Annotated in this window: 11 protein-coding genes and 1 tRNA gene; 11 read left to right on the plus strand and 1 reads right to left on the minus strand. The window is 62.8% G+C overall.

The features are described from left to right. The first annotated feature begins 248 nt into the window (after positions 1-248). The 11 genes from QZX93_RS06815 to QZX93_RS06860 all read left to right on the plus strand — a co-directional run bounded on the left by QZX93_RS06815 (position 249) and on the right by QZX93_RS06860 (position 7747). Positions 249-494: a hypothetical protein gene (locus QZX93_RS06815; protein WP_295392917.1), complete on the plus strand. Its 246-nt coding sequence runs from the start codon at positions 249-251 to the stop codon at positions 492-494. 27 nt (positions 495-521) lie between these two features. Then, entirely contained in the window at positions 522-803 is a 282-nt protein-coding gene (locus QZX93_RS27295) for a helix-turn-helix domain-containing protein (protein ID WP_366759873.1), read from the plus strand. Next, positions 800-1537 carry a ParB/RepB/Spo0J family partition protein gene (locus QZX93_RS06820; RefSeq protein ID WP_295392918.1) on the plus strand — a complete coding sequence of 246 codons (738 nt, stop codon included), beginning with the start codon at positions 800-802 and terminating at the stop codon, positions 1535-1537. The genes QZX93_RS27295 and QZX93_RS06820 overlap by 4 nt, the downstream gene beginning before the upstream one ends. Continuing rightward, positions 1530-2159: a hypothetical protein gene (locus tag QZX93_RS06825; protein WP_295392919.1), complete on the plus strand. Its 630-nt coding sequence runs from the start codon at positions 1530-1532 to the stop codon at positions 2157-2159. Before QZX93_RS06820 ends, QZX93_RS06825 begins: the two co-directional genes overlap by 8 nt. After that, on the plus strand, positions 2156-3226 hold the full coding sequence (locus tag QZX93_RS06830; RefSeq protein WP_295392920.1) for a hypothetical protein: 1071 nt from the start codon (positions 2156-2158) through the stop codon (positions 3224-3226). Before QZX93_RS06825 ends, QZX93_RS06830 begins: the two co-directional genes overlap by 4 nt. Then, positions 3219-4715 (plus strand): DEAD/DEAH box helicase, encoded by a 1497-nt coding sequence (locus QZX93_RS06835; RefSeq protein ID WP_295392921.1) that lies wholly within the window; start codon positions 3219-3221, stop codon positions 4713-4715. Before QZX93_RS06830 ends, QZX93_RS06835 begins: the two co-directional genes overlap by 8 nt. A gap of 48 nt (positions 4716-4763) precedes the next feature. Then, positions 4764-5384: a hypothetical protein gene (locus tag QZX93_RS06840; protein WP_295392922.1), complete on the plus strand. Its 621-nt coding sequence runs from the start codon at positions 4764-4766 to the stop codon at positions 5382-5384. Between the two features lie 264 nt (positions 5385-5648). After that, positions 5649-6098 carry a hypothetical protein gene (locus QZX93_RS06845; RefSeq protein WP_295392923.1) on the plus strand — a complete coding sequence of 150 codons (450 nt, stop codon included), beginning with the start codon at positions 5649-5651 and terminating at the stop codon, positions 6096-6098. Positions 6099-6227: 129 nt separating this feature from the next. Then, the gene (locus QZX93_RS06850) at positions 6228-6431 is read left to right on the plus strand and encodes a hypothetical protein (RefSeq protein ID WP_295392924.1); all 204 of its coding nucleotides are present in this window, start codon (positions 6228-6230) and stop codon (positions 6429-6431) included. Next, entirely contained in the window at positions 6418-6981 is a 564-nt protein-coding gene (locus tag QZX93_RS06855; RefSeq protein WP_295392925.1) for a hypothetical protein, read from the plus strand. The genes QZX93_RS06850 and QZX93_RS06855 overlap by 14 nt, the downstream gene beginning before the upstream one ends. A gap of 340 nt (positions 6982-7321) precedes the next feature. Further along, positions 7322-7747: a hypothetical protein gene (locus QZX93_RS06860; RefSeq protein WP_295392926.1), complete on the plus strand. Its 426-nt coding sequence runs from the start codon at positions 7322-7324 to the stop codon at positions 7745-7747. Positions 7748-8142: 395 nt separating this feature from the next. Here QZX93_RS06860 and QZX93_RS06865 read toward each other — a convergent pair. After that, positions 8143-8218 (minus strand) — tRNA-Thr (locus QZX93_RS06865). Between the last annotated feature and the right edge of the window lie 226 nt (positions 8219-8444).

An 8444-nucleotide genomic window follows, 5' to 3' on the forward strand; every position in this document is an offset into this window, starting at 1 on the left:
AGCGCAAACCGACTTCAAGCGAAACACAGGTTTATATTGCATCCGGACGCTTGCTTCTTCGGCAGATCTGCAATAATCAAACGCCGTATTTATTAGCCGTTAAGTAAGCCTCTATCTCAAAATGGTTCTTAGACAGCCTCTAAACGAGTCCTGACGCGGTACAGATGACCCGGCGGCGGTACAGATAGACTGACCGCCCGTACCCCCCCCGTTATCGTCTGTTCACCTTAGTTAGACGGTGACAGACGATGACCCACCCCCGACCGATCCGCCCCGCGCCTGCCGCGGTGGCCCCGCCCGCTGATGATGATCCGCTGATCACGGCCAACACCGCCCGAGCCCTGGCCGGTGACGTGTCGGCGATGACTATCTGGCGGTGGCAGCGCGCGGGAATCATCCCGGCGCCGCTGAAAATCAGGACCCGGAATTATTGGCGGAAGTCGGCTTTTCTTGCGGCCCTGCAAGCCGCGGGGACGGTTGCGGAGGCGGCTTAGATGAAAACGCCAGCCACCCCCGCAGAGATGACCGGCGCCTTGAACCCGCGCCCCAATTCTACCCCAACCACCGAGCCGGCGCCCATTCAACGCGCCAAGATCGAGGCGCACTTTCGCGCGCACAGGTCGCTATCGACCCTAGAGGGGCGCAACGAGTTGGGCATCATGCACCCCGCGGCTAGAGTCCAAGAGCTTCGGGATTCCGGGTACCGCATCGACACGGTATGGACGCACCAGACTGACACCACGGGCCGGCGGCATCGCGTCGCGCGGTATCACTGGCGCGGTCTGGTGGAGGGGTCGAAATGAGCGTCTTCAACGACACCCCCGAGCAAGACGCGCAGCTTGATGCGCATCCCCTCTGCCTGCTGATCCCGGAAATGTCCGCGGATGACTTCGCCGGACTGAAAAAGGATATCGAGCAGCACGGATTGCGGCACCCGATCCTGACCTACGAAGACAAGATATTGGACGGACGGCACCGCGCCCGCGCCTGCGCCGAGTTGGGTATCGTCGCCAACTATCAGCCGTGGTCCGGCACTGACCCGCTCGCTTTCGTACTCTCCGAAAACCTGCATCGGCGCCACCTGACGACGGCTCAGCGTGCAGCGATTGCTGCGCGACTGGTGACGATGACCCACGGCGGGGACCGGAAGTCAGCGGCGGTCAAGGGCTCAAATGATCCTTTGATCCCGGCGCCTGCGGCCCGTGAGCGCGTACCCGATGGGCCAGCCACCCCGGCGCCAGCAGTCAGCATCAAGGCCGCCGCCAAGATGATGAACGTGAGCCCCGCCAGCGTGAAGCGCGCCAAGGCCGCCGACGAGCACGCCAAGGCCCCGGCGCCGGCCGCTGCGCCGAAGTCCAAGGCGCCGACCGCCAAGGATGCGATGCACGCGGCGCACGCCGTCCAGGTGGCCTTGGTCGCTCTGGAGCGGGTTTCGGTGGCCCTGCTACCAGGCGACCGCGCGAAGCTGATAGAGCATCTGGAGCAGGCCCTAGAGCGGTATCGGCCGACGGTCGAGCAGGGGGGCGACCATGCGTAATTCCGCCCTGGTCAAGTCGCGCTTTTTCATGGCCGGCACCGGCCGAAAGCTTGTGGCCGAGCACGGGCACCGCGTCGCCTTCACCGCGCTCTATCTCGTGGCGTGCCCGCACTCGCACATGAGTGGGATTTACTACCTCCCCCCCGGCACCGCCGCGCACGAACTGTGCGTGACGGCTGACCAGTTCCTTGCGGATATCGCAATCCTCGAGTCTGAGGGCTTCGCGCGCTTCGACTCCGGCGCCTGTGTCGTCTGGGTTGTGACGATGCTACGGCATCAAATCTCAGCAGACTGGAAGGCTGGCGACAAGCGGATGCGCACGATCTTGGGGCACCTGGACGCGCTACCGGATAGCCCGCTGATCGAGGTCTTTCGTCGGCACTATGGGTTGTCCGAAGGGGCATCCCATGCCCCATCCGAAGGGGCATCCCATGCCCCATGCCATGGTGGCCCTAATCCTCTACCCGTCCCTATGCCCTCCCCATCCCCCCCAAAAGCCGCCAGCCGCACACGAAACGACGAATCCGGGGCAGATGCGATCATTGCTCGGTTTTTGGGGCCAGAGGCCGCCGACGGGCAGGTATTACCATCGGCCGGCACTCGCCGTGGGGGGTGCCTATGAGCACGACGCTCGAATACCTCTCGTGGCTGATCCGCGATGCGGGTCTGATCGAGTTATGCCAGATGGACCACGGCAAGCTCGATATCGGCTGGTACGACTCCGCGGATAACCTCCTACACGACGCCCGGACCATGGCCGGGAGCGGGAACCTGTTCACCACGATCAACCGGATCGACCTGAACGCGATCAAGGCTCACTTGGAGGCAGAACGGCGGGTAGTCTTGAACAAAGTCTGCCGCACCCCCGACGCAGCGGTCACGCGCTACTGCCGGCTGTTCTTCGACTTCGACCCCAAGCGACCGACCGACACCAGCAGCACGGCCGCCGAGCTCGCCGAAGCCGAGGCCCGCGCCCGCGGTCTGGCCCGGCGCCTGGCGGCCGTCGGCTGGCCCGCTCCGGCTATCGGGATGTCCGGCAACGGGTACCACCTGCAATTCAGGACCGCCCTCCCGAACACTCCCGAGGTCAAGGCGCAGTTGGCCGCGATCTGCCAGGGGTTGCACCTGGAGTTCAGCGACGACGTAGTGCAGTTCGACCGCTCGGTGAGAAATCCGGCCCGGCTGTGCGCCCTCTATGGCAGCGTCAAGCGCAAGGGGCCGAATACCCCCGAACGGCCCCATCGAAAATCCTGGATCAACATCCCGCAGGACTGGCAGCAGGTCCATCCGCGTCAGGTTGCTGCGCTGGCCGATCACTTCGCGCGCCAGTCCGCGGCGGCAATGCCCACCACACGCGATAGGAGCCCCGTAGGCGCGCCCGCGGTATCAGGCCGGGGGGATTTCTCGACTCTTGACGTGGTGGCGTGGTTCGCGGCCCACGGCACACACGTCGGCGCCCTCAGCGGCATCAAGCACGGGGTCAAGTGCCCGTGGTCCAGCGAGCACACATCCGCCAGCCCGCGCACGGGTAGCGATTCGATCATTTACGAGTCCGATGGAGGTTGGCCCGGATTTCATTGCTCGCATAGTCACTGCACCGGCCGGACCATCCGCGACGTGATGGCACTCTGGGGCGATGCCGACGCCTATTGCTCTGGCGAGTTCATCCGGGAGGCGGCCCATGCTTGAGCTTTATCCGCACCAAGCGACCTGCATTGACGAACTGCGCGAGGGCATCCGCCAAGGTCACAAGCGGCAAGTCCTGGGATTGGCCACGGGAGGCGGTAAGACCGTGGTTGCGTCCCATATCGCAGTCGGCGCAGTGGCAAAGAGCAAGCGCGTCTTGTTCATCGTTGACCGCATTGAACTGGTGAGCCAAGCGGCCCGGACATTTCACGCAATGGGGTTGCGAGTCGGCATCCTACAAGGCGAGTTCACCAGCTACTCGCCCGAGGATGACATTATCGTCGCATCCATTCAGACGATTGCGAAGCGCAGCGCACCGGATTGGGTGCAGCTAATCATCATTGACGAGTGCCACATTTTGCACGGAGCCCACATCAAGCTAATGGAGTCATGGAACGCGCTCCCATTCATTGGCTTGTCTGCTACCCCGTTGCGTAAGGGGCTGGGTAAATACTTCACCAACCTGGTGCGCGGCCCATCGGTGCGGGAATTGACAGAACGGGGCTTCTTGGTTCCGGTTAACGCATTCGCACCCGGCGCCGATCACATTAGCGCGATCCTGGCCGATGTGTCGGCAGGCACCACAACACACGGCTATGACTATACGGAGTCTGCGCTAGGCGACGCGATGAACCGTAAAGAGTTGGTGGGCGATATCGTCGCCACATGGAAGAAGAACGGGGAGAATCGCCCGACCCTATGCTTTGCGGTCAACATTGCGCACTCGAAAGCGATAGCCGCAGAGTTTGAGGCCGACGGGGTAGCGGTCGCGCATATCGACGCCTATACAAAGCGCGACGAACGCAAGCGGATGATTGCAGGTTTCCGCGACGGTTCAATCAAGATTCTCTCTAGCGTCAATGTGTTGGGTATTGGCTTTGATGTACCGGACGCCGCTTGTCTCATTCTCGCCCGTCCCACATTGAGCGAATCACTGCACATGCAGCAAATGGGGCGCGGCATTCGCACGGCACCGGGCAAGAATGATTGCATCATCTTGGACCATGCAGCCAATACCCTAAAGCACGGATTGCCTATTCATTTCGAGGTTCCCGACCTTGACGACGGAAAAGGCGATGAACGGGGCACTCGAAAGGCCAAGGAGAAACCGAAGTTCATAGCCTGTTCCGAATGTGGGGGAGTCATGGAGCCGGGGCAATTCACCTGTCCAAGCTGCGGCATAGACCGCCCCCGCCGTGCGTCAACGGTGCAGACGGTTGACGGTGAGCTTGTGGCGTTCGGCAATCGTGACGCAGACGAACGCGCCGATAAGCTCAATTGGTATTTGGCGATGCTCTGGACGGTGCGCAATAGCAGCAATCCGAAAGACGGGATCGCCTATCACCTGTTCATGGCCAAGTTCAAAGGCGAAAAGCCAGCATGGGCATGGAAAGACTTAACGCCCGTGCAGCCTACCCCGGAGCAGGCCCGATGGATTCGTGGCGAGCAACAGCGTCGCAGGATCGCATGGATCAAGAGCCGAGCGGCATAGACCACCCCCGCCGCACGGACGCGGCCCCCATTCGAGGGCTGAGAGATAATGACCGACACCACCACCGCAACCGTTACAGTTCAGCCGCCGAAAGTCCGCGATCACCGAGAGATTGAGGCGATCAAGACCATCGGCGCCCGATTGCGCGATGCTAGGCTACGCCTGTGCAACATGAGCCAGCTACGCGCCGCAGAGCAATTGAATCTCGCCAATTCGGGAATGCTCGCCAAATTCGAGAACGGCACCGATAACCGCAATATTCCCCTGTGGCTGATTCGTCGCGCGGCAACTCTTTATGAGGTTTCCATAGATTGGCTATTCGGTGAGACTGAGGACTGGGAGACGGGCGCACGCATGACCCAAGAGCGCGAGGTTTCACGCTGGCTGTTCGATGTCTGGGAGAAGGCGCGCGAAATGGATATTGCGCATTTGCGGCTATTGAATGACAAGCTTGAAGCCCTGACAGTCATTACGGGCGAAATGATGAAGGCCGCGAATGATGCAGAGGCCGCGCTTGATCGTTTTGCGGAGCTTAATGACGATTTCCTGGACCTGCGGGCCGGCGCCCCCTTGGTCGCGTCGACAACCCGGATCAGTGCGGCGGCACAGCATGGCCAGGCGCGCCTGGAGCGGATCAAGGGCGCGATGCGGCGGCAAGCGACGGCTTGAGCCGTACCCCGCAGGGACGCGGAAAACCCGCCGAGAACCGCCGAGAACCGCACATACGATGGGGGCTCTATCCAATGCCCCTGTGAGCACCCCGTGAGCCTTTTCCCCCCAGACCTGCCCTGTAACCCCGACCTTCACCGCGCGTTATTCACGGATCGCACCGCTATCCGTCTGGCGGATCGCTGCGCCCGCGACATTGAGAGGTTCGCGCGGCGGCTGAACCATGGGACCATCGCCGCACTGGCCGCGCATCACGCACCGGGTGTGTCGCTGCCCGATGCGCTGCGCCAGATGGCCGACGCGATCAACTCCGCGACGATGGACCTTGCGCGGTTCCAGGTCGCGACCGCAGCGAACCTGAAGGCCGACAGTGACCGACTGGCGCCGCTGGTGAGCGAGGCGAGCCGCCGGGTATTCGCTGGCGTCAAGCGGATCGAGATGATCGACGCTCAAGTGAGAACGGCCGAACAGCGCAGCGAGGCCAAGCGCAAGAACTTGGTGGACGCCGGCATCAAGGGCGCCGACCTTGAGCGGCTGGCGACCGACACGACCGAAATTGACGCGCTTCAAGCCGAACGCGCCGCCCTGGCGGGCGAACAGGAGACGATGGAGCAGTTCCTTCGGACCCGCGACGAATCCCTGTTGCCTGCCGACTTCGCGGTGAATGAGCCGCTGCGCATCGACACCACCAACCCGGTTCCGGCCCCGAAATGAGCGATCCGGGCAGGCTGACTATCGACGTTTCGCACGGCCCCGACGGCGATACCGCATCATCCCTGTGGGGCGCTTGACCGGAAGGATTGGGCAGGCATGGCGACGAACCTGTAACCGGAGGGCGAGACGATGACCGAACACCCAGAGGGGGCAGGGCTCTACCGGATCGAGGGCAAGCCGGCCTTGTCCGCGCTGCTGGTCCTGGCAGAGCTTCACCAAGGGGGCCACCTGACCTTGAGCGCCGATGCCCCGCCGGCTGCCAGGCGGTTCGCTGTAACTGCCTTGGAGCAGGCAGCCAACGCACTACCGAGGTTTCGCCATGGGCGCCAGTGACCGACCCAAGCGCCCCCGAGGGCAACCTACCGCGTACCGCGACGAGTATGCAGAGCAGGCCGGGCGGCTGGCCAAGCTGGGGTTGACCGATGCCGAGCAAGCCGAGTTCTTCCAGGTCGCTGAGCGAACCTTTCACGGGTGGAAGAGGGCGCACCCCGATTTCTTGCAGGCCCTAACGGACGGCAAGACGGTTGCCGATGCGCGGGTTGCCCAAAGCCTCTACCGATCGGCCGTCGGTGAACACCTGGTAGCGGAGGTCCGCGAAGTGCGAGAGGACCCGGACGGCACGACCACCACGCGGACGGTGAGCAAGGCCGCGCCGAGCGTCGCGGCCGGTATCTTCTGGTTGAAGAACCGCCGGCCCAAGGACTGGCGCGACAAGGTGGAAGTCCAACAGGAAACCAACCTGCACGTCTTCCCGCCAGCGGCCGAACTGGAGGCCCTACACCAAGCCGCCCTGGTCCGCGCTGCCGAGCGGTCAAAGATGTTGGTCGGCCGGCGCGAACGGCTGGGGATCACCATCGAGCCGCGCGAGCAGGATTTAGACTGATCGTCAAGGTTCCCGCCAAGCTTGGGCCAAGGTTCCCGCCAAGCTTGGGGCCAAGCTTGCAACCGCATGAATCTAAAGAGAATCGACGCGCCAAGGTTGCTGTTGGCGGTATTATTGCAGGCTTACCCGGCAACCTTGGATCGGGTCTTGAGGAACCATGGCAACCATCGGCGGGCGCCCTGGTGAGCCGCTGGCAGGCTCTTGACGACGCGCCCCTGTCAGGTTCAGGACCCGCCCACCGCCTGACCCCCTACCGCTCCCAGCCATTGAGCCCGCCCCGTGCGGGCTTTTTGTTGGGCTGCACCTGGATGCCGCGTCGGATGCCCTTGAGGCCCTGCGGATGGAGCGCGACGAGAACACTTGCCGGGAGCCGTTCACGCTTCTGGAGGCCAAGAAGATGATGGAGATGATCGGCGGATTTGAGAAGGCAGCAGCAAAGGAGCGACAGCTTTCAGGGCTCAGGAATGTTGCGAAAAAGCCACGTTCAGTTAAATTAACTGAACGAGAAAATGGGCAGTCGCGCGACAAGGTAGCCGCCGCCGCTCGAACTGGCGCAGCGGTCGGGATCGAGGTCGCCCGGATCGCCGGCCACCTGGAGCCCGACCGAAAGCCGGAAACCCGGCTATCTCGCCCCCCGGCACCCTATCCAAATCTGGTGGCTGTCAAATCATCGGCTTACGCGCCTACCACCCCCATACACACCCGCCGACCCGTACACGCTAACCCCGGATTGATAGGTTTTGCCTGTGGCACGGCCCGTGCTTAATGCAAAGCGCGTGCCCTATCGTCAAGTGTGTATGGCGACTGGACACCGGCGGGTGTGTACGGCTGGCTGTCGCTGGCGATGGGGTGCAGGATCACCACCCCATGATCGCCCCGGCGCCGATGGGTCACAACGGATGTGACCCCTGTGCGATACACGCGCGGTACATCCTCAGATTGAGGGGCTACCCGTTCCACCACGTCACGGCTGATTATCGTTGCAGCAACGGGAAAGCACCGCGGTCGGGGTCCGGGAGTCGAAAAGCACGACCGCCTGTCGCACGGCACAACACCCCCTAACAGTGCCTAACGGGTGTCGTTTGTTACCCCCAGCGTTACCCCGTGGGCGATTTCGTAAACAAAAAGGGGACGCTCTTGCAGCCATCCCCTTGTTTTTATTGGAGCCGGCGAGAGGAGTCGAACCCCCGACCCGCTGATTACAAATCAGCCGCTCTACCAACTGAGCTACACCGGCGAAAATGTCCAGCACCGCGCGGGCGCTGGCCAAGACCGAAAGTTTACAGGGATCGACCCACCCAGCGAAAGGGGCACGGGTCGATCTGTTAACCCAAAGTAGTAATGTCCCCTCCGTGCAATGTAGAGATGTCCCCTTTGGGCAACCGAGGGGGCGTGATGCCGGAGGAGACCATCGAGATGACGAAGAAGGCGCTGCACCGTCTGCGGGCGGTCGAGGCGGTGGC

Source organism: uncultured Thiodictyon sp., assembly GCF_903946935.1.
In the GTDB taxonomy this organism is placed as follows: domain Bacteria; phylum Pseudomonadota; class Gammaproteobacteria; order Chromatiales; family Chromatiaceae; genus Thiodictyon.